Genomic DNA, 22,813 nt, shown 5'->3' on the forward strand with positions numbered 1-22,813 from the left:
GGGCGGCGGCGGTCGCGTCCGCAATCGCGTCCAATGGCACCGGCCCCCATGACTGTCGCGCGGGCGGCGGGCGCTGTCATGCCGTAACCGGCGCAGCGCGCGGCGATTTCGGTATGAGACGTCAGGTTTGTGACACAGGCGACGGGATTATCCGGCGCGGATATCGGGCGAGGGCCGCCGACCATTTGGCATTGCGCGCCGCAGCGCAGGACGGCGCATTTTCTTCTCACTTTTATTCATTTTTCTATCATTTACTTTTTAAAGCGAAGCATACCCATTCGCGCGGGTTTCGCCGCGAATATGACAATACGGCGACGGCGCCGACTCCTAAATTTTCCGCCGCACGGGCGAATGCCGTCACGAGCCGGCCCGGCACGGGGAATCCGCACATCTGGGAGGGAATGTCATGTTTCGTAATGCACGTCATCGATCCATCGTTTTTGGCGCGGCGCTGCTCGCCGCGATCCTGCTGCCGCCTCTGAGCCACGCCGACGATGCCGCAGCGCCACCGGGGGGCACGACAAAATCAGCGTCGGTCGAAGCCATTGCCGCCGCGCCGCATCGGCATCGCGAACAGAAAATCAGCGCTGCTCAACGCCCACCGGCTTCCGCGCTGCGCGAACTGCACCGCTCCGACTACGACCTGCCTGACGCCGCGGCGCTGCAACTGTCGCGACCGTCTTCGCCCGACAGGGAACTCAAGGCCGCCTGCAACAGCGCGCAGTTCGCGAGCCTCAGCGGTACCGCGCTCGTCAATGCGGTCAAGGCCGCCGACAGCGAATGCATCAACAGCCTGTTCACCTTGTCCGGCAACACCGCGTATTCGACGTTCCGCGAAGCACAGATGGCCAGCATCGCGACCGCGCTGCAAGGTACCGCGGCGAACTACAACGGTAGCAACAGCGGCAGCGCGCTACAGCTGATCTTGTTCCTGCGCGCCGGCTACTACGTGCAGTACTACGATCCGGCCACGATCGGCAGCTACGGCACGACGCTGCGCAATGCGGTGCGGCCAGCCCTCGACGCTTTCGCCGCCAACGCGAATTTCGGTCTCGTCAACGATGCGCACGGCGAAGTGCTGGCCGAGTACATGACGCTGATCGACAGCGCTGGTGAAAACGCGCGCTACCTGTCCGTCGTCAAGCGCGTGCTCGGCAGCTACAACCCGACGACGTATGCGCCCTACTTCTGGATGAAGTCCGCGACGAACAACGCGTTCATCGTGCTGTTCCGCGGCCACTACGACGCGAGCTTCGTCAGCCTCGTGCAGTCCGACCCCTCCATCGTCGATACGCTGTATTCCTTCGCCAATACCCACTTCGCGCGCCTCGGCCAGGACGACAGCTATCTCGTCGCCAACGCCGGCCGCGAACTCGGCCGCTTCCTGCAATACGGTGGCAACCTGCAGACGCTCGCACGATCGCGTGCGAAGACCCTGCTCGACCGCAGCGCCGTGACGGGCACGACCGCGCCGCTGTGGGTCGCGCTCGGCGAGATGGTCGACTATTACGACAAACCGAACTGCAGCTACTACGCCTTGTGCGATTTCCAGCAGCGCCTGTCCGCCGCCGTGCTACCGATCAGCCATTCGTGCAGCGCCACGCTGCGCCTGCGCGCGCAGTCCATGAGCCAGGCCGAGATCGCCAGTGCCTGTACCACCGTCGCCGGGCAGGAGAACTACTTCCACCAGCAGGTAGCGAGCAACCGCGTGCCCGTTGCCAACGACAACAACAGTGCGCTGGAAATGGTCGTGTTCGACAGCAGCGACGACTACGGCACCTACGCCGGCGCGCTGTTCGGCATCGACACCAACAACGGCGGCATGTACCTCGAAGGTGATCCGTCCGTCGCCGGCAACCAGGCGCGTTTCATCGCCTATGAAGCCGAATGGGTACGGCCGACGTTCGAGATCTGGAACCTGACCCACGAATACGTGCACTACCTCGACGGGCGCTTCGACATGTACGGCGATTTCTCCGCCGCCATGGCGCAGAAGACCGTCTGGTGGGTCGAAGGCTTCGCCGAGTACATGTCCTACGGCTACCGCAACCTCGCCTACAGCGCCGCGGTCAGCGAGGCCGCCGCCGGCACCTATGCGCTGAGCACCGTATTCCAGAACGACTACAACAGCGGCACCAACCGCGTCTATCGCTGGGGCTATCTCGCCGTGCGCTTCCTGTTCGAGAAACACCGGGGCGACGTGAGCTCGATCCTCGGCTACTTCCGCCTCGGCAACTACAGCGGCTACGCGAGCTTCATGGCCGGGATCGGCACGCGCTACGACACCGAGTTCCGCGGCTTCCTCGCCTGCGTCGCGAACCCGAGCGGCAGCGGCTGCGGCGGCAACACGAACCAGCCGCCGACGGCAAGTTTCAGCTTTGTCGCGAACGGTCTCGTCGTGAACTTCAGCGACGGCTCGAGCGACAGTGACGGCAGCATCGTGGCACGCAGCTGGAACTTCGGCGACGGCAGCAGTTCGACCGCGGCCAGTCCGGCCAAGACCTATGCGACTGCCGGCAGCTACAGCGTCGTGCTCACCGTGACTGACGACGACGGCGCCACGCACAGCGTCACGCGCAGTGTCGCAGTCACCGCACCGGCCGGTGGCGGCGAATTGAGCAACGGCGTGGCCCGTACCAATCTTTCCGCAGCACAGAGCGCCAGTCTGGCCTTCACGATCGACGTGCCGGCCGGCTCGACCAACCTGCGCATCGCCCTGAGCGGCGGCGGCGGCGACGCCGACCTGTATGTGCGCTTCGGCAGTGCGCCGACGACGAGCGCGTACGACTGCCGCCCCTACCTCGGTGGCAACGCGGAAACCTGCACCGTCGCCACACCGCAGGCTGGCCGCTATCACGTGATGCTCAACGCGTACAGCGCGTTTTCGGGTGCGACGCTCGTGGCGAGCTTCACGCCACCGGCCGGTCTGCCTGAATGCGCCGGCGGCGACGTGCGCGTACTCGGCAAGAACTGCCAGCGCAGCAACATGGCCGCGACCCAGGGCAACACTGCGTATTTCTACCTGCAGATCCCGGCCGGCACGAGCCAGCTGCGCATCCGCAGCAGCGGCGGCAGCGGCGATGCCAACCTCTACGCGAACGCGGCGACCTGGGCCACGACGGGCAGCTACCAGCAACGTTCGGTCAATGCCGGAAACGGCGAAACCCTGACGATCGCGAATCCGCCGGCGGGGTATTACTACGTCAGCCTGCATGCGGCAACGGGGTTCAGCGGGGTGACGATCAGTACGGAGTTCTGAGCGCAAGAGATTCGGGCCAGGGACGGCCCACCGCCTCGCGCCTTACCGTTTCTGTCTGACACTCGCTTCGAACGCCTGCCCCGCCTCGCGCGCGACAGCCGGGTCGCCCGCGTGCAGCAAGCCCTCACGCAGCGCCGAACCGAGCGCGGCTCGCGGCGCGACGACGACTTCAGCGGTCTGGTCCTCGCTGACCAGCAGCAGCATGCGCCGATCGCTGCCGCGATCACGCAGCAGCGCATTGCCCAGGCGCAACATCGCGTCGACGTCGTACCAGTCGCCGTAATTTTCCGCGTTGACGCTCCAGCGCTTGCCGTCGGTGTAGGCGTTCAGCACGTAGCGTCCGCCGTCATCGGTTTCTTCGGGCGGGATCTCCTCGAACACCACGCCGGCCAGATCGCCCGCGGCGGCCGTGGCAAGCTCGCGCAACCGGCCATCGTGCTGATTCGGGAACGTGCCGGTTTCCACGTCGAACCAGACCAGCAGTCCGGCCGCGCGCAGGACCGATTCCGGCCGCAGGCCGTCTTCGTCGATGTCGCTCCAGTCGCTACCGGCCAGCGAACCGAAGCCGGCTTGTTCGAGCTTCGCGCGCATCGCCTCGATGGCTGGCGATGGCGGCGCTGCCGCCGGTTCCGGCGCGATCGCCGCAGGCACTGCGGGAACCGCTTTCAGGTGCTCAGGCAAGGCCTTCGCTTGCACGCGCACGCCCGGCACGACCTTTTTCGGCCGGCTCGTGCCCGCTGCGGCATCGCCAGAACCCGACGGCGACGCGGGTTCGCGATCGCACCCACCGAGCAAAAACACACCGAGAATCAGCACATATCGACGCATGGACCGCTCCATCTACAGAACGCGCATAGGCTAACGGCTTTGCGCACCGGCGGCCTCGCGAATCCGTCAACCGCGGCACCCCTGCGAAGGCTCGCGTATGATGCGCGCCCCTTCGCGCGGCGGCGGCCATGTCCTCAGTTCCCGTCACCCCGGAAAGCCTCGTCGTCATCGGCGGTGGACCGGCCGGCCTCATGGCCGCTGAAACCGCCTGCGCCGCCGGCGTGCCGGTGCATCTGTTCGACGCGATGGGTTCGGTCGGGCGCAAGTTCCTGATCGCCGGAAAGGGCGGACTCAATCTCACCCATTCGGAGCCCTTTGTGGATTTTGTTGCGCGCTTCGGCGCGCGCGCCGGCGCGGTACAGGAATGGCTGCATAAGTTCGACGCCGATGCGCTGCGCGCCTGGGCGCGAGGCCTCGGCGTCGAGACCTTCGTCGGCAGTTCGGGCCGAGTATTCCCGCAGGATCTGAAAGCCGCGCCGTTGTTGCGCGGCTGGGTACGCCGCCTGCGCGAGCACGGCGTGCAGTTTCACGTACAGCAGCGATTCGTCGGCTGGGACGCGAACGGCCAACTGCGCCTGCGCGATCGCGAAGGCATGGAACACACCGTCGCGGCCGGTGCCTGCGTGCTCGCGCTAGGCGGCGCGAGCTGGCCGGTGCTCGGGTCCGACGGCGCCTGGGTCGCCCCGCTGGCGGCGCGCGGCATCGACATCGCGCCGCTCCAGCCGGCGAACTGCGGGTTCGACGTGGACTGGTCAGCGCATTTCACGAGCCGTTTCGCCGGCGCGCCGGTCAAGCCGGTCACGCTGCGCTGGACGGATACGGACGGCCGCGCGACGACGCGCCAGGGTGAGTTCGTCATCACCGGCGGCGGCATCGAAGGCAGCCTGATCTACGCGGCCTCGGCCGACCTGCGCGAGACGATCAACCGCGACGGCGTTGCTGGGATCTCGCTCGACCTCGCGCCGGCACAGACGCAGGCACAGCTGCAGCGCGATCTGGGCAAGCCGCGCGGCAGCCGCTCGGCCAGCGAGCATCTGCGCCGCCAGGCCCGCCTCGCTGGCGTCAAGGCGGGACTGCTCTACGAAGTGCTCGGCAAGCACGCGCTCGACGACACTGAACGGCTCGCCGCGACGATCAAGTCACTGCCGTTGCGCCTGCGCAGCCCACGGCCGGTCGCCGAAGCGATCAGCACGGCCGGCGGCGTGCGCCTCGAGGCGCTGGACGAGCACCTGATGTTGCGCGCCCTGCCCGGCGTTTTCTGCGCCGGCGAAATGCTCGACTGGGAAGCGCCGACCGGCGGCTACCTGCTCACGGCGAGCATGGCCAGCGGCCGCATCGCCGGGCTCGGCGCGGCGCGCTGGCTGCGCGACCAGACCGCAGGTCCCTCTGCCGCATAAGTCTGCGCTGTGCGGCTACGGCTCACGTTGTCATTTTCTGTTGCCCGCGGTCGCGCCGGCGATGAATCACGTTTGTTGCGCCGCGAACACGTTGCGCCTTGTCGGCAGAACCGGAAAAATTTCAATCAAATGGCGCACTAACATGAGGATAAGGCTTACCTGAAGCGGGCTCCCGCCCAACCCAGGGCCTGGTTTTCACGCTGCGGCGCAACAAGTTCACCGTAGTGTGATGACGCTCGCAAGTCCCGAAAGAGAACTTGTTGACAACGTTGTCAACGACGCGCACTGTAGGCCCCGCGTCGGGCTGGCGGCATCTGCCGTCGACAGGGAAGTCGCCGCGAAATGCGGCGGATGCTGGCGGGGATCGCCGGCCTGGATGAAGCCACGACGCTGCGGCGAAGACCGCGCATCCGGCGTTGCGCCGCGTTACGGCACAGCGCACCACGGAAGGAACCGCCGACCGCAGCACAGCTGCGGCGAGCGGAAGAACCGGGCCTGGCCGGGTTCGATCGCGGCAGTGCGGGGGCACTGGCCGTACGGATACGGATGCAGCAGTGGATCTGTCGCCGCAGACGATGTGTCCGGGGAGGGCATGTCGGTACTGCCATCGCGCCCGGAATCGTTCCGGACCGGCGATGGCGGCAGCTGCTGTCGCGCGGCCTTCCCGCACGGGAATCGTCGCCGGCGTGCGCGTGGTCCCTGAAGCCGCCCGCACGAAGCCAGCCCCTGCCGCTGCCGTCTGCGTTGTCGCAGCCTCGCTGCTCCCCGGTTTCGCTCTCCGCACTCACTCGCAACGGAGTCAAGGACATGCGCTTCCGATCAGCTTTTGCCAATCTTGTTTTTGCAGCACTTTCCACAACCGCGTGGACCGCGTCCGCGCAGACAGCCAACTGCAGCGGCGTCGCCGCCTGGAGCCAGTCGGCGATCTACAATGCCGGCGACAGGATGGTCTACCAGAACCGTCTGTATCAGGCCAACATCCCGATCTGGAACGCCCCACCGACGCACTGCCCCAGCTGCGGCTGGTATGCGGACCTCGGCGCCTGCGGCACCGGACCGACCGACACCATCGCGCCGAGCGTGCCGGCCAATCTCAGCTCGCCGTCGCGTACCAGCAGCTCGATCTCACTGAGCTGGGCGGCCTCGACCGACAACGCCGGCGGCAGCGGCGTCGCCGGCTATGACGTCTATCGCGGCACCACGCTTGTCGGTAGCCCGACCGCGACCACGTATACCGACAGCGGCCTCGCCGCGAACACCAGCTACACCTACCGCGTCCGTGCCCGCGACGGCGCAACGAATGCCTCGGCACAGTCGTCCCCGCTGACCGTCACCACCAATCCCAACGGCGGCACCTGCACAACCGTGCCCTCGGTGCCGGCCGGACTGACCTCGCCGTCGCAGACCAGCAACAGCATCAGCCTCGGTTGGGGCAGCGTCGCCGCGGGTCCGAACTGCACGATCAGATACCGCGTCTTCCGCGGCGGCGCGCAGCAGGGCGAAGTGACGACGAACAGCTTCACCAACAGCGGGCTGAACCCCGACACCAACTACAGCTTCACCGTCGCCGCCGTCAGCGAGGCAGGCGCCTCGGCGCAGAGCGCGCCGGTTACGGCACGCACACGGCCCATCATCGTCGGCGGCGCGAAAACCGTACTCGGTTATTTCGTGCAGTGGGGAATCTACGGCCGCAACTATCGCGTCAAGAACATCGACACGAGCAACAGCGCGGCCAAGCTCACGCACATCAACTACGCCTTCGGCAACGTGCGCAACAACCGCTGCGAAGTGGGCCTGACGATTCCGTCGGATCCGAATACCGGCACCGGCGGCGATGCGTTCGCCGACTACACCAAGGCCTTCGCCGCGGGTGAAAGTGTGGACAATGTCGGAGACACCTGGGACCAGCCGCTGCGCGGCAACTGGAACCAGCTCAAGAAGCTCAAGGCCAAGTATCCCAACATCAAGGTACTGATCTCGCTCGGCGGCTGGACCTACTCGCGCGGCTTCTCCAGCGCGGCACGCCCGGAAAACCGCGTCGCCTTCGTCTCCTCGTGCATCGACGCCTATATCCGCGGCAACCTGCCGGTGACCGACGGCGCCGGTGGCGCGGGCGCGGCGGCCGGCGTGTTCGACGGCATCGATCTCGACTGGGAGTACCCGGTCGCCTGCGGACTGAGCTGCGGCTCGCCCGAGGACAACGCGAACTTCACCGCACTGCTGGCCGAGTTCCGCCGCCAGCTCAACGCGGTGCGTCCCGGCCTGCTGCTGACCGTCGCCGTCGGCGCCGGCATCGACAAGATCCGCGTGACCGATCCGGGCAACTACCACCAGTACCTGGATTTCATCAACGTGATGACGTACGACTTCCACGGTGCATTCGATCCGATCACCAACCATCACTCGGCGCTATACGGCTCGCCGGCCGACCCGTCCACGGGCGACACGCGATCCTATAACTCCCACGATGCGATCCAGGCGTTCCGCAGCCGCGGCGTGCCAGCGTCGAAGCTCAACCTCGGCATCGGCTTCTACGGCCGCGGCTGGACCAATGTGTCGTCGACCAACAACGGCCTGTACCAGACCGGCACCGCCGCCCCGGCCACCTACGAGGCTGGCATCGAGGACTACAAGGTCATCAAGACCAAGTCCGGCAGCCACCACACCGACGCCACCGCACGTGCGCACTGGCTGCTCAGCGGAAACACCTTCTGGAGCTACGACGATCCGTCCATGGTGTTCGAGAAGATGCAGTACGTGAAGAATCAGAACCTCGGCGGTGCGTTCTTCTGGGAATTCAGCGGCGACGATGCGCAAGGTTCACTGGCGCAGGCGATCAAGGACGGCTTGCAGTAACACGCAGCCGGCGGTTGATACGGAAACGGCGCGGGCAACCGCGCCGTTTTTCCATGTGCGCCCCGCCGGGTTCAGGCCGCCAACGGGCAGTTCTTCGCTGGCGTAGTCATTGCGACGGCGCTGTCCTGCGCGCCCACGGGTCAGGGCGCCTGGAAACCATCGATGAAGATCGCGTCGGCAACCCCGGCGATCGCGTCCCGCGCATTGGAAAGCGGTCCGACGCCGATCGCATTTCTGGCAGAAACCGAGCACGAGTAAGTCGTCCCATTGTTCAGACCGGCAACAATCAGCGGCGACGCGGCTCCGATCGCACTGGATGCGCCGCAGGTCGCGGTGTATTCGATGATCGACGAACCGCCGTCCCGCGGCGCATCGAAATCGAGCTGGACCGCGCGGTGCCGTCCGCTGGCCGCGAGCAACGCGGGCGGGTGAGGCATGATCGGCGGCCCGACGAAATTGCCGAGCGAGAAGGCACCGCCGGCCAAAGGAATCGTCGCGGCTACCGAACCCAGCGCCGTGTCGATCACCGAAACCGAATGACCATTCGTGTTGACCACATACGCACGGGCACCGTCGCGGCTGATGGAAACGCCATAGGCGGTTTCCCCCGTCGGAATGGTCGTCGCCACCGTATTCGTCCCGGGATTCACGATCGACACGCTGTCGTCATGACTCACGTAGACGCGGCCGTCCGGCGCGACAGCGACGCCGCGCGCTTCCCCGACCGGAATCGAGGTAATGATCGCGTCGGTGGCCGTATCGACTACGAACAGACCGCCTGCCGCTCCGGCACCGGACACAGCGACGTAGACGCGCGTGCCCGCAGGATTGGCTGCGGTGGCGAGTGCGAATCCGCCGGTCTGCAACGTCCGGGTCACACTGTTGTCCTGCGTGTCGATGACCGACACGCTCGATCCGTTCTGGTTGGCGACGTACGCCTTGCCCCCATCCGGCGTGAAGGCGATGGCGCGCGGCGTCATGCCGACATTAATGGTGTCCACGACGGTGAAGCTCTGCGCATCGACGACGGCGATCGCGTCCATGCCGGACAAGGTCACATAGATTTGCGATCCATCCGGCGTGACCGCGAGACCGAAGGGATCGGACGCAAGCGCGAGCGTCCCGACCACGGCATCGGTCAAGGCATCGATCACGATCATGGAGTGCGCATTCTGGCTCGCGACGTAGACGCGCAAGCCATCAGGACTGACCGCGACGCCGATGGGTCCCTCCCCCGCCGGAACATCATGGACCACGGTATTGGTCGCGGTATCGATCACCGACACGGTGTAGCTGCTCGCTACCGGCACATAGGCATACGGTCCGGCGATCGCGAATCCTGTCCGCGCCAGCGCATACAACGAGCAGATGGCGATAGCGGCGCAGGCGGACAAACGACGTGCAGTTACGGAGTTCATCGAACAGCCCCTGTGTAGGGCGGCGCAGAAAAAGGTGACGACGGCCGCCGCCCTGACTCATTGCGCAAATCGGCATATGAAACTGTCGCCGGGGCGCGCAAGGCATCCTTGCAGTAACTCGGGACACCGGCCAGGATGCAGCGCCAATCGAAATTCTCCAGCGACAGCCGCCCGTTGATGCCAGCGACCTGCGGCACACGCGCTTCCACGTTCTCGAAGCGCCCGGTCAGCGGGATCTGGTGGAACGTAGTGACACTATCCTGCCTGCGAACGGATTTGTTGCAGGAAGCTGTCCGTCAGCGAGGGACCATTTGCCCCGAGGACCGATCCGGCGCGGACACAGGCAAGCACTCGCGGAACGTCGGCCCGCATTACAGAATGCTCTGCCGATGGTTCATTCAGATCGTGTGCTTCGACCAGCCGCCAAGTTTCCGATCGAGTTGCAGCGTGTGCGATTTCACTCCAGCCCTTCTTGGTGCCCGGCGTAGCGGACGGCGGCCCAGGCAACCAAAATGGCGACTTCCTCGACTCGGTCTTCTCGAGCTCAAGCACAAGCTGCTCTGCAAGTGACAACTCGACGGCCGTACTTGCGAAGACTCGTTGCCACTGCTCGTCGTCCCACGCAACCACTCGGAACCATACCGCTACGCCGTCAATGGCACGTTCCCCTATCCCCACCGTCGCGCCGTCGTAGTAGTCACTGGCGATGATCCAGCGGAGATAGCCTCTGGCATCTGATTTGCGTGTGCTCATGGGATCGCCTGGAATATTGCGTTGAACTGTTCGGCGAACTTTCTGGTCACCGTGACACCCGGTCGAGGAAAATATTGGGACCGTGCGGACCGGGGCCGACTACGGGCGGACCAACACGAGTGTCGCTCATGCAAGTATCCCCCGGCAAAGCCGGGTGCTTTACAGGGTCGTTGGTGGCGTTGGCACCTGCCCTCATGTAGTCGCTGAGCGACGGCGGCGTGGCACGATGCACGCCATCCACCGGAACGGAGTACTCCCTGATGCCGTGCGCTCCCTGGTCCGCCGGTTCCGCCTGCTGGTTGGCCGCACCGCCCGCGCCATTCGCGCCCTGCCCGCCGCCCGCACCGTTGCGCAGAACCAAGCGCGTGGGCATCGTGCAGAGCCTGTTGATCACCTGCCGCCTGCACGGCGTCGCCCCCTATACCTACCTCGTTGACGTGCTGCAGCGCGTTGCCGAACACCCCCAGTCGCGCGTCGCAGAGCTCACGCCGCGACTGTGGAAAGAATGTTTCGCCGAGAATCCGCTACGGTCCCATCTCTTGGGGGCGTCGGTTTAGCAAGTACGGCGCTGAGGCGGCGCTTACCGTGCAAAAGCAACCAGGACCATCGAGCATTGGCTCGCCCGATACTGGGGCTGGTCGGCTGATATTGCTCTGGATATAGCGCGTCTGGTGCTGCTTCACCCCTAGGCGGATGGCAAGTCACTGCCCAAGGGGTAACTGCGCCTCGAGCCGGTGTCGATGGGTAGGTGAATCCAAAAAGCGCTTGCGGTAGCGCGGGCGAAGCAGTCTCTTCATCTGGCAGCTCGCTTTTGGCAGGCAGGTAACGACGGCACTGGCGTGAAAAACACGCACACCGGCCTGGGAAAATCGATGTGGACAGTGTGGACGGGACAGCAGGAAACTATTCAGCCCAGGCAAGGAAGCTCACAATCATATCGTCAAGATTTTTTGGCCCACCGAAAGATTCGAAAATCTCACCCCTCTTGCGAGCGACGAACCAATCACAATCAGATTTCTCAACTTTAACATCTTGAAAGACTTCTTTTTCTAGCGCCGTCCCTCGGAGATCAACTTTTAGCGACCAACCCGGATTATCCAATGTGTCGATTTTGATTCCGTGGTCTTCATGCCAATCATCGACGCATTGGCGTTCAAACCAAGCGCAGAGCCTTGAGATGGTACTCATCAGTTACCTCGCCGTTCGATGACCTTTCGCGCCGTACGAATGTCATCCATCGTCGCTGATCTTGTAGTGCCGGGACTTCGACATCATCGACTGACCGCAGCTAAACGAAATTCGCCCAAAACTTCAATTCCAAGGTAGTTCAGCATTAGATTTAACGATGCACGAAGGATTTTTTATAGAGCGCGGGATGGATAGATGGGCAAATGTCCAAAAAAGTTACATAATAAATTAAATTGATTTTTACATTATTGTAATAAGAGAAGCAATTCCGGAGGACGGATCAACCAACACCCAAACATCGGGCGGGTCAACCACGACATCAGGGTTGAGTGCTTCGGGGATCATGAATATCACCTCGACGAGACCGTCAGGTCTTGGACTAGCCTTTCCCGGCTCAACAAAAGGAATTCCATTCCTCAGTAAGAAGGATGCCGCGATCGCGATTGCTTCACTAGTTTCCATTCGTTTTTCTCACTCCGCGCGCCGAAGGCGCTCCACATAGTTGATTGAGAAATTTTGCTCCGCACTATTCAACGCAGGCCAAATCCGATTGTTTTGAAGCCTTTGCAATACAGCCGCTTCGCGGCCTGCCCGACCCAGATTTCTATATGCGTCGTAGCCCATGTTCCTGAAGTCCAGATAGTGTGACAGCTCATGCTTAACTTGAAGGGCAGTTGGACTAGCTGGGATCTCCATCATCCCCGAACCGTCCGCACGCGCAGTAAATCTTGGATTTCTTTCGGTTCCATAAACAGAAACGCCACGTCGTTCGAGATACGCAACAAGCTGACGAAGCTTGTCGGGAGAGTACAGCGCTCCGCCGAATGCAGCATCTGTAGAGCCTGACGTGATGGATCTTATCGCTCCACCCCGCCCACCCAACCCGATCAGCGAGAAGAAGATGTTTTGCCCAATGGCCGAGGTTCGCTCTTCGCGATTCATATGATCGCCGGTGTACGGATTGATCCCGTTACCGAAGCCACCCGTGACAGCGGTGTAGAGCTCCGCGCCACTGGTCAAGGCCCCCTCGGCAAGTCTTGCCACCGGATCATTGGTGGCGTTGGCACCTGCCCTGAGGTAGTCGCTCAGCGACGGCGGCGTGGCCCGATGCACGCCATCCACCGGAACGGCATACTCCCTGTTGCCCTGCGCTCCCTGGTCCGCCGGCTCCGCCTGCTGGTTGGCCGCACCGCCCGCGCCATTCGCGCCCTGCCCGCCGTCCGCACCGTTACGCAGAACCCCGGTACTGAACGCCGCGGTCCGATCGACCGCCATCTGCGTAAGCTGGCTCAGCGTGGGCCGAGAGACGGTCATCGCGCTCATCGCGGCTAGGCCGTCGGTGCCCAGCACGGCGCCGCACACGCCTGCGCCGCGTGCACAGATCGAACCGGCGTCGACTGACGCATACCCACTCGGATCCATCCCACTCAGCGGATTGTTGAACACATACGAATACGGATTCAGGCTCTGGCTATTGCCCGGCGCCTGCACGATCGGATCGACACTCAGGAAGCGTCCGCTGCGGTAGTCGAACGCGCGCCCGTTCATATGGATCAGGCGCGAGCCGTCGAGATGTTCGTGGCCGGTGAAGCCGCGCCAGTTCATCGGGCTGTAGGGGTGCCAGCGCAGTTCGGGCATTTGCGTGTTGCGCGTGAAGTTGGGCTCCGAAGGCGCGCCGAACGGGTCGTAGAACCGCCGCTGATGGCCATCGGCATTGCCCGTGTCGAAGATCACGCCAGGGTCGGTCCCATTGAAGTCGCCCCAGCGGTCGGCCATCCCGATCGTGGAACCCAGCCGGTCGCGCAGCAGATACGCGACCTGGGCCGGTGCGGCGATCGCGGGCGCACCGCCCTGACCTTCCGTGACGACCCGCGTGTAGAGGACTGGCCCCAGGTCGATGCGGTGCAGCGTCTGGTTGTGGCTGATCTGCTGGTCGTAGCCATCGGCACCGTAGTGGATGACGAGGCCAGAGCTCTCGGTACGCCGATAGCGCGCGTTGTCCGGGCCGTAGGCGAAACTCACATGGCCGCCAAAACTGTTGGCGGTTGGCCACGGATCGGTATGGTCGATCTTCGTCGGCAGGTTAGCGCCGTCGAAGACCAATGCGCGCGTGCCGAGCCGGTCACCCGTCATCGTCTCGCCGACCTGGTTGCCGTTGTTGTCGCAGCGATAGTCGCGCGTGAGATTGCTCCCGGTGTCCACGGTCCGCCACAGCGCGTTGGGGCCACACGCGCCGCCCTGGGTTGGCGTCCCGCCCGTGCCCACAGCCCCCGGCGTCGCCGCCGTGCCGTAGGTGTAGCTGTCGGCAAAATCCGACTTCGACCTGATGTTCCCCACCGCGTCGTACTGGTAGTTGATTGTCGTCGTCGGTCCGTACGGAAACGGATTGGCCTCGGCCGTGCTCGTACCCGTCGCGCGATCAACGCTGAGCAACCGCTGCAGGCCGTCGTAGCGATAGGTTTCCTTCGACGCGCCCAGGTAGTTGGACATGCCCGTGTCCAGCAGGACATTGGCGTAGCCACGGCCCACGTCATAGCGCCGCCATTTGCGTTCCTGGCTCACCAGATTGCCCAGCACGTCGTAGCCGTACCCGATCGTCTCCACATTGCCCGGGAACGTCGGCCGGTCGAACGGCACCCAGCCCTGCGTCAGCATCTGACCCGTCGAACGGCTATAGGTCGTCGTGCCGCTCAGCGCATAGCCGAACTGCTCCTGCGTCGGCTTGCCGTACGCGTCCGCCTGGCTCATCGACCACAGCGGCGTCATCATCCGCGCGTCCACCAGACCTGACAGTGCGCCATAGCGGGTATAGCGTTTCCACACCGTCAGCGGCTGCGGTGCGTTCGGATACGTCACCGCGCTCAGATACCCGTAGTACCCGTCGTACGCGTAGGTGTGCGTCAACGGCACGAGTGGCCCGCCCTGCGAAGACGTCGTGCGCGTGTACAGCCGGCCGCTGTCGAGCCGGTAGCCGTAGCTTTCCTGCCAGGCCACCGGCGTCTGCGCGCTGAAGTTCTCGTGACTCTTGACCGTCTGACGCTGCACCTGCGCCAGCGCGCCCTTGATGCCCGCGCTGTCGTAGGTCCAGCGGTCCAGCACCTTCTCGTCGGTCAGCGGACCGTTCACCACGAACGGCAGCGTCGGCTCGCGCTGCTGCTGAAGCACGCGGCCCAGTGCGTCACGCTGCACCACGCTCGTCCTCACACCGCGCGCGTCGGTCTGCGTCAGCAATCCGCCCAGCGCGTCATACGTGAAGCTCCAGTTGCCCTGGTTCGGATCGCTCGAGGTCAGGCGATGCCCAAAGCTGGTGTAGCTGGCGAGCGTCGCCTTGCCGTTCGCATCGCGCAGCGCCGCCGCACTGCCCATCGGATCGAACCAGTAGTCGGTGCGGCCGGCGTGCGCGTCGGTCGTGCGCATGAGCTGGCCCAGCGCATTGTGCTGGCGCGACATCGTCAGGCACAGGTTCGGACTCGATTCGCAAGCCGTGGTCCCGTTGACAGGACTGACCTGGATGCGCGTTTCGAGCCCGTCGTAGGTGTACGTCGTCACGACGTCGCCTTGAACCGGATTGAGTTCCGCCACCGGCGCGCGCTTGCTCTTCATGCGGCCCAGGCGGTCGTAGGTGATCTGCGTATACAGGGGCGTCTCGCCGGTGAAGTACGGCGCCGAGATCTGGCTGGCGGTGCCGCCCGTGTCGTAGCGCGTCGACACGTTGACCCAGCGCCCGTCAAAGCCGCGCGTCGCACGTTTGACCTCGCGCCCGAGCAGGTCGAACCAGATCCGCTGGCTCGGCGCGCCATCGGCAACCACGGACTGGTAATAGGTCGCAAAGTTTTCGTCGGCGGCCGAACACGGATACGTCGTGCCGCACGGCTTGAGGCTGACTTCGCTCGCTGGCGCGAGCGCCAGACCGCTGTTGCCGTAGGTGCGGCTATGGATCAGACGACCGAACGCGTCGTACTGATTTCGCGTCTCGATGCCGTTCGCGTCGGTCGTGGTGATGGGCTGACCGTCGCTCGCGCGCACCTGGGCCGTGGACGTGTGGTTCAGCGACGGCGTCGCCGCGCTGATCACGGCCGTGGTCGACACCGGGAAATAGCCGTCGTCGCTGTAGCCCGCGCGCGTAACCCGTACGGGCGAGATCCCGGTGTCGCTGACGGTGGTGGAGTCCGGCAATCCCAGGCTCGGCGTCGGATAGGTGTATGCGGTCCGCACGTAGGTATTCGACAGCGGATCCGTCACGGTCGACGCACTCAACATGCGGTCGGCCGTGTCCCACTCGAACTGCTTGAGGATTTCCTTTGGCGCCAGGGAAATTCCGTCCGGCGCGGTGCGCCCGTGGTAGCTCACCGTGGCCTGGACCCGGCTGTCGATCTGCTTGTTGAGCCACCACTCATCAATTCGCGCTGTCGACGTGTCGAAGGTGTTGATCGTGGACGTGATATGCGTGGCGAGGTAGTAGCGCTCGCCGTTGGCCACGCCGGAACCATCGCGCGTGGTCACCTGCTGGTCGGTCAGGTTGCCGTAGGCGTCCCATCCGGACAACAGACCCGACGACTTGGCATTGAGCGTGATCGTGGACGACACCGGCAGCGCAACGGAGCCCGCTTCGGCGGCGGCCAGGTCGTACGTCTCCTTGACGCTACTGCTGAGGAAGGGCCAGTAGATCTGGTCCGGTGTCAGTGCTGCGCCGTTCTGCCCAGGGCAGCCCTGCAGCCGGTGGGCGCGGTTGCAGCGCCAGGCGAAATTCTCCAGCGACACCACCCCGTTGGGTCCCACAACCTGCGGCACGCGCGATTCCACTCGCTCGATGCGCCCGGTAAGCGGGAATTTCTGGTGGAAGGTCGTGACGGTACGGATAGTGCGGTCAGGCGCACCCATCGTTTCACTGGCAATCGTGCGGAAGCCCTGAAAACCTCGGCCTTCGCTGTGGTACATCGCACCGCCGTAGGCATAGCGCACGCTGCGCGTACCAGCCGCCGGCACGCCGCTCGCGCCGCCTGTCGCCGCATGCGAACGCGCCAACACCGACACGACGGGCATCGACGACTGGAACAGGAAGTGGCGGGCGTCGACGTAGTCGCCGTCGATCTGGTACAGCGGGAAATCCGTGCCGCTGCGGCCGGCCGCACTCGACAAAGGGTAATAGTCCCATTGCGCGCGCTCCTTGAACGCGTTGACCGCGGTGACCATCAGATCAGGGAACATCGGCGAAGCACCGCTGCGCGCGCCGTCGCCCTGATTTTCGTTGATCAGCAGGTTGATATTCGACGAACTGACGATATCGCTCATGCGGATCGTCTGGGCGCTGTCGATGAAGCTGCTGCCGTCGGGCAGGCCTGGTCCGGCCATGCCACCGGCGGCCAGCGAGCAGGTGTTCAGCGCAAACAGCGCGTTCGGGCGCAGCGGACAGGTGACGTCGGAGACCACATCGGCCAGCCCGTCGCCGAAATAGTCGTCGATGCGGCCGGCCTGATTGCCAAGCACCGAGGTCGCGGCGATGACCGGCGTTTCGTCGATCTGCAGGCGGAACGCGTTGGCGCCGGTCTGCACGAAACGGATCGCGTTGAAGCGATAGACGCTGGGGTCGAAGGCGCCAAGGCCACTGCGGAAGGCATCGGCGGCGCCGATCTTTGCGCCACTGGGATGTTCATCCCAGGTATCGCCGTCCTCGGGCGGAGGGGCAGCGCAGACGTCGGCTTCGCAGGTCGCGCCGTGCCCTTGCTGCACAGGACAATCCTTGGCCGGACGCGGCGCGAGAAACCGGCTGTGCGGCAGGTAAGCGCCGAAGCACAGGCGCGCCGCGAAGCGCGCCGGGTACAGCAGGTCGCCGCGGCCGTCGGCATCGATGTCCGAGGACAGCAGCTTGCCGAAATAGCGCAGTGTCGGCGTGCTGCTGCCACGCACGGAGCCAAAGCGCAGTCCCGCGGTGGTGGAACCGGTCAGCATCGCCGCATCCCGCAGCTTGCCGCCGTTGTTGATCTGAAGTTTCCAGAAACCCAGGCACTGGCCTTCTCGCTCGCAGGCAGCGACCGAGTCAGGCAGCAGCACGCTCAACGCATCATCGAGACCGTCGCCGTTGACGTCGAGCCAGCGCAGGTTGCTCGTGTCGCCGCTGAAACCGGCATCGGACAAGCTGAGTTCGATGCTGCCGAGGACGCTTCCGCTCTGCGTCGTGCGCAGGACTCGCGTAACACCGCTCGGGCGCGCAATCACTGCGTCGGTCAGGCCGTCGCCATCGAAGTCGGTCAGGTGCTGCACCGATTCGGCCAGCCCGCCGTAGTTCGACATTGTGCCGATCATCGCTTTGAGCGTGAACGCGAAGCTCGCTGTGTTCGTCGTTATTGCGCCCGGCCGGGTGTTCAGATGGACGTACAGCGGCGTGCAGCCGCTCGGCAGTTCACCGTCTGCGCCTTGTGGCGCGATGCTGGAAACCGGACACGGGTTCAGCGGAGCGGCGTGCATGAGGATGTCCGGCGCGCCATCGCCGTTAAAGTCGGCAATGCCTTCGACGCTGTCGAGGCTGCCAGCCGGCAGATTCGTCGCGACGATGGTGAAACGGCTGGCAGCGGTCACGGTACAGGTCGCGGCGCCGCCGTCGCACAGCGGCGCGCCGCGCCCATGTTTCCATTTGTATATCGTCGTGCCGCTGAGCAGCTCGGCGATGCCGTCGCCGTCGAGATCCGCGGTGCGCGCGAAGGGCGGGAGGTCGGTGATCGTTGCCACGCCCTGCGTGACGCGGTCGGCATTGACCTTCGCAAGCTGCACCTGTGTACGCCACATGCCGTCGTACCACGTTTTGGTGATCCACCACTCGCGCGAACCATCGCCGTCGAGATCGCCGGTCGCCTCGATGCGGTTGCGACGGTACTCCGGTACGTAGTGCTCTTCCTCACCGGCAGGTGGAGGTGTCGTCGGCGCGGTCTGCTGTACGCCCGGCGCGGATACGGCGAAGCGGCGGTTCTCGTACATCCAGTTGCCGTCCGACCAGCTGAATTCCGTCGGCAACAGGCAGGTTCTGGTGCCTCTGCTGTCGTAGGCGCACTCCGTTATCCGGCGCAGCAGGCTGCGTCCGCTGGTATAGCTGTATTGCAGGCCGGACACTGCTATGTCCTTGTAGTCCAGCTCGTATACCCGCAGCGGCAACTCCGAATCTGGCGAATAAGTGCGTATCTCGGTCAGGCGCCTGGACTGCTGAAGGCCGCCGCCGGCGATCCACGACGAACTGCGGTCATTGCCGCGCCAATCTGTCGGCCGCGCGAGATAGTCGAAGACGACCGAGCGCGTCGGCGTGGCTACCGACACAGTCGCACCGCCCAGCGTCGAGCCGGTGTAGGCGATCTTCTTGAGCAGCACCTCGCTCGTGTCCGCGCCGCTCTCGTAGCAGAACTCCATCGTATTGCCGCTGCGGTCCTCCACTCGGCTGAGCAACCAGGACAGTTCGACGCTCTTTTCGCTCGGACGTACGCGTGGCGGCACGCCACCTGCACAGACGTGCTGGTTCGGCGGCATGCAGCCATAGGTCAGGATGCGGCCATCCTTCTGCTGCACCGTGAAGCAGACATCGCCGAGCGCCAGGCTGCCGCTCTGAACGACCTGCGCGAAGCTGTCGATTTCGGTGCGGTAGCGCGCGTTAGGCGTTCCGTAGATTCCACCGTTCGGTGCCGACATGAGACGCTGCCCGTCGAGACAAAGCCGATCCTCGGCGTCGAGCCGCACGCCGCGTGGCGCGCCGTCCTGCGCCTGCGTACGTGGGCAGCGATGGATGCTGCTGCCCGCACCGAGGCTCCAGCCCAGTCCGGCGACGCCATTTCCGCCGCGACTGCTGTAGCTCAGCGACACCGACGGCTGCATGCCATTGCGGCCGGGCGGCACGGCGATCGGCACGGTATAACTGGCAGCGCCGCCGCTGACGTCGGCGCTGCCGGCGACGGCACCGACCGTCGCGACATGCGCGCCGAGATCTTCCTGGTTGGATATCGGATCGGCGTCCGGCACCGTGATGGCACCGGGATTTGCCGAATCCAGCAGCACGCCGCGGATTTCCGGCGCCTTGTCGAGCATTACGGCACCCGGTGCGCCCGGCACGCCCGACCACAGTTCCAGCTGGAAGCGGTCGCCCGCTCTCATCTTGACCGATTCGATGCCGACGTCGGCCGTGCTGATCGGCGCTGCGTCATAGCGCAACGCGCCGAGGTCGCGCTTCCACGGCTTGCCAACGTTATTGCCTGACCAGCTGACAAAAATGTCGCAAGTCGGCGGCGGGTTCGGCGGCACGGTGGCCGCAAGGCCGCAGACATAGCGATTGACTGAAATGTCCTGCAGGCGCGTCGTGCGGTGGTGGATCGACGACTGCGTGCTCGGCTGACCGCCAACCGGCGGAAACTGACTGCGCAGCTTCACCGCGGGCCTGCCACCATTGGACACGGTGACGTAGCCGGCAGAGTCCACGCCGTTGAGCGTGTACTTGACGCTCACGGTGCGGTAGTTGCTGTCGGTACGGAACGTACGCTCGTAGGTGCCGATAGGGATGTTGCTGACGCAGCTCGTCACATCGTTGCCCGGCGCCGGGCAATCGACCGTCGGGAATCCGGGATAGCCGGACTGCGAGTAATGGAAAAACAGCTCGAACGAATCGGTCTCGAACGGCAGCGAGGGGCGCAAATTCCGGCGTTGTGCCTGCATGAAGACCGGGCGCTTCGTCGACACGCCGTTGATGACCTCGGGCGTTTCGTTATAGGTGAGCCAGACCGCTGCTTCGCCGAGCTTGCCTTCGTCGTTGCCGAGCGAGGTCTGCATGATCGTCATGACCACGCCGGGTATGGCCTCGATGTTGTTGGTATCCGACCAGTAGCCTGAAAACGTCTGGTTGAGACCGGACGTGAGCGATGGCGAAAACAACTGCTTGGTCTCGAGCGCTGCGGCGGTGCCCGTGTAGTACGTCGGGTTCAGCCGTGTCAGATCGTTGAGACATTCCTCGAAGTAGCTGGTGCCGGGTGGCATCGGAATATCCCGCCAGTGCCACCGCATCGCGATGCGCGACGGATCGTCGCGGAAGAAGCGGAAATACACGTCGCCGACATCGTTGTTCATGTCGATGACGCCGGTCGCCGCATTCTTGGTGTACTCGTAGAGATCGGCGCGCCAGAAATCGCCGGTCGCCTCGTCGATCCGGATCATCTTCGACGCGAGCCAGACCGGATGGCCGTTCGCGTTGTACGTGTACAGGAACACCTTGAGCTGCTTCCGGTCGTCGCTGTAGACCAGGTCCCAGCCGGTTCCGTAGCGCTTGGGATTCCACCAGCGGCCCGGCTGCGCGAGCGCAACACCCGACTGCCAGGCCGCAGTATTGGCGCTGCGGCAGACCCCTTGCGCCTCGCCCAGACCCATGAAGCCCAGATCCACGTTTTCCGGCGCTGCGCACAGCGGACCGGCCACTGCTATCAGCAGGGCGATGCGCAGGAGTCCGCGAAAAATACCCCGCCCCCATGTCAGCGCGCCGCGGCTGGCCGAAGACCCGACAAAAGACGCGCCGGCGGTGCCGCGCGGCGATCGGAAGAACCTGCTGAAACCCATGGAAACCCCTCTTGAAAACCAAGACCCGACGATTGGATACCGCCCGCAAGCGGACACCTACATCGGTATTCACGACATATCGGACAAAAGATGATCACGCTCACCGCCGGACGCCGTCTGCCGCGTAGGCACAGGCTCATGCCGTTGACGGAAAACGGAGCGATCGCGACCGTCTGCACTGGGCCTTCCCGGCGCCGTGGTGCGCGACGTCTCCCGACCCACCGCCCCGTCACTCGCACGTCTTCGGAATTGAGCACGACGCACAAGCAATTGCTGCGACCGACACCGGATGTGGTCGCTGCAACAGAGAAAGAGACGGGATTTGCGACTGGACGACGATGCGCAGCGCGGCGCCTGCATCGGCCAGAAAGTATACGTATCGACTATCGGTGCTGCAAAGGCATGACGGCTGCGACGCGCAAACCTTGCGCCCGCTACTCGGCCACGGACACCGGCGCTGGCGCATGACGGCAGCACCTTGCAGACACATCGCGCCGACCGCGCCCGTCATGGCCCCGCCCCACCCCCGACCTTTGGCCCTGTCGGCGCTTCACGCGTCCGCGCTACCCTGCCCGCTTCGCTCTGCCGCGGTACCGCCGTGAATGCTCCTGCCGAAGCGGCGCCCGCCGCTTCCTCCCCGCTTGCCAGGGCCGCTTTGCTGATGGTCGCGAGCGCCGTGCTGTTCGGCTTCATGACGGTCACGATCCGCCTCGCTTCCAAGCAGCTGCATGCGTTCGAGATCGCGTTTTTCCGCAGCCTGTTCGGTTTCCTCTTCGCCCTGCCGCTGCTGCTGCGCCACGGCCCCGGCTTTCTGCGCACGAATAAGTGGGGCTTCTACGTGCTGCGCTGTTGCATCGGCATCGTCTCGATGCTGGCCGGCTTCTGGGCCGTGGTGCATCTGCCGCTGGCGCAGGCGATCTCGCTGTCCTACGCCACGCCGCTGTTCGTGACCATCGGTGCCGTGCTGTTCCTCGGCGAAGTCGTACGCCTGCGACGCTGGACCGCCGTGCTCCTGGGCTTCATCGGCGTGCTCGTGATCGTACGGCCAGGCGCGGCGGATTTCAGCGCGGTCAGCCTGGTGGCGCTGCTCGCCGCGGCACTAAGCGGCACCGTCGCGATCAGCATCAAGTATCTTTCGCGCACCGAGCATCCCGACGCCATCGTGCTGATCACGACCGGGTTGTGGGTGCTGCTAGCGCTGCCGGCAGCGCTTCCCGTATGGCAGTGGCCGAATGCGGAATCCTGGTTGTGGGTGATACTGGCCGGCGGTTTCGGCACGGTCGCGCACCTGCTGTGGACGCGCGCGCTCAAGCTCGGCGAAGTGTCGGCGCTGACGCCGCTGAGCTTCCTGCAACTGCCGGTCGTGATCGTGTTCGGCTATTTCCTGTTCGCCGAAAAGCTCGACCTCTGGACCGTCGTCGGCGCGGCCATCATCGTCGGCAGCAACATCTACATCGCGCACCGCGAGACGCGCCTGGCCCGCCGCGTCATCACCGACAAGGGTGTCGCGAGCGAAACCGCAGTCTGAGTCCGCGCCG

9 protein-coding genes and 1 pseudogene are annotated in these 22,813 nt (G+C 64.7%); 5 read left to right on the forward strand and 5 right to left on the reverse strand.

The annotated features are described in order from the left end of the window. Nucleotides 1–406: 406 nt before the first annotated feature. Nucleotides 407–3,259, forward strand: a complete 2,853-nt coding sequence (locus RUU78_RS05550) for a collagenase (RefSeq protein ID WP_313914509.1) — start codon at nt 407–409, stop codon at nt 3,257–3,259. Nucleotides 3,260–3,301: 42 nt separating this feature from the next. Here RUU78_RS05550 and RUU78_RS05555 read toward each other — a convergent pair whose 3' ends face one another. Beyond that, complete coding sequence (locus RUU78_RS05555) at nt 3,302–4,087, reverse strand: hypothetical protein (protein ID WP_313914510.1); 786 nt, start codon at nt 4,085–4,087, stop codon at nt 3,302–3,304. A gap of 128 nt (nt 4,088–4,215) precedes the next feature. Here RUU78_RS05555 and RUU78_RS05560 point away from each other — a divergent pair, with 128 nt between their 5' ends. Then, on the forward strand, nt 4,216–5,484 hold the full coding sequence (locus RUU78_RS05560; RefSeq protein ID WP_313914512.1) for a TIGR03862 family flavoprotein: 1,269 nt from the start codon (nt 4,216–4,218) through the stop codon (nt 5,482–5,484). An 807-nt stretch (nt 5,485–6,291) separates the two neighbouring features. Next, nucleotides 6,292–8,340: a glycosyl hydrolase family 18 protein gene (locus RUU78_RS05565; protein WP_313914515.1), complete on the forward strand. Its 2,049-nt coding sequence runs from the start codon at nt 6,292–6,294 to the stop codon at nt 8,338–8,340. A gap of 140 nt (nt 8,341–8,480) precedes the next feature. On the opposite strand, the gene RUU78_RS05570 is transcribed toward RUU78_RS05565, so the two are convergent. Continuing rightward, nucleotides 8,481–9,758, reverse strand: coding sequence for a DUF5074 domain-containing protein (locus RUU78_RS05570; RefSeq protein WP_313914517.1), 1,278 nt, complete (start codon nt 9,756–9,758; stop codon nt 8,481–8,483). 255 nt (nt 9,759–10,013) lie between these two features. Further along, complete coding sequence (locus RUU78_RS05575; protein WP_313914519.1) at nt 10,014–10,511, reverse strand: hypothetical protein; 498 nt, start codon at nt 10,509–10,511, stop codon at nt 10,014–10,016. Nucleotides 10,512–10,870: 359 nt separating this feature from the next. Between RUU78_RS05575 and RUU78_RS05580 the strand changes: the two are divergent. Next, nucleotides 10,871–11,068, forward strand: a pseudogene (locus RUU78_RS05580) (transposase domain-containing protein); the annotation flags it as partial. A 346-nt stretch (nt 11,069–11,414) separates the two neighbouring features. Here the strand turns inward: RUU78_RS05580 and RUU78_RS05585 are convergent. Both RUU78_RS05585 and RUU78_RS05590 read right to left on the reverse strand, forming a co-directional pair. Further along, entirely contained in the window at nt 11,415–11,699 is a 285-nt protein-coding gene (locus tag RUU78_RS05585; RefSeq protein WP_313914521.1) for an immunity 53 family protein, read from the reverse strand. 471 nt (nt 11,700–12,170) lie between these two features. Continuing rightward, entirely contained in the window at nt 12,171–21,275 is a 9,105-nt protein-coding gene (locus tag RUU78_RS05590; RefSeq protein ID WP_313914523.1) for an RHS repeat-associated core domain-containing protein, read from the reverse strand. 661 nt (nt 21,276–21,936) lie between these two features. Between RUU78_RS05590 and RUU78_RS05595 the strand changes: the two genes are divergently transcribed. Next, entirely contained in the window at nt 21,937–22,803 is an 867-nt protein-coding gene (locus tag RUU78_RS05595; RefSeq protein WP_313914575.1) for a DMT family transporter, read from the forward strand. Nucleotides 22,804–22,813: the final 10 nt, after the last annotated feature.

The organism is Tahibacter sp., from assembly GCF_032229445.1.
GTDB lineage: Bacteria > Pseudomonadota > Gammaproteobacteria > Xanthomonadales > Rhodanobacteraceae > Tahibacter.